A 255-nucleotide genomic window follows, 5' to 3' on the forward strand; every position below is an offset into this window, starting at 1 on the left:
CGGGGCGATCGACATCGACGACCTCGAGCCCGCTCAGGCGTAGCGCAGTGGCCAGAGTCGATCCATAACTGCCGGTACCTTCGACTCCGATTCGCTCGACCTTTCCGGCCGCGGTGATCCAGGCGATTAGGTCCACGTGGCCGGCGGCGGTGGTGGGGAATTCTCGGTCGCCGACCTCGCGTCCGAGGTGGTCGATGATCGCGGCGTGATTGGTGTTCTTGTGTGTGTCGACGCCGACGAAGACGGTGGTGCTGA

Annotated in this window: 1 protein-coding gene; it reads right to left on the reverse strand. The window is 64.7% G+C overall.

Features of this window, described 5'->3' with window-relative positions; all coding sequences use genetic code 11:
• Positions 1-255 (reverse strand): transposase (locus MTX34_RS25575; RefSeq protein ID WP_243611211.1); only part of this gene is annotated, 255 nt, incomplete at both ends.

Source organism: Rhodococcus sp. ARC_M5 (assembly GCF_022810405.1).
GTDB lineage: Bacteria > Actinomycetota > Actinomycetes > Mycobacteriales > Mycobacteriaceae > Rhodococcoides > Rhodococcoides navarretei.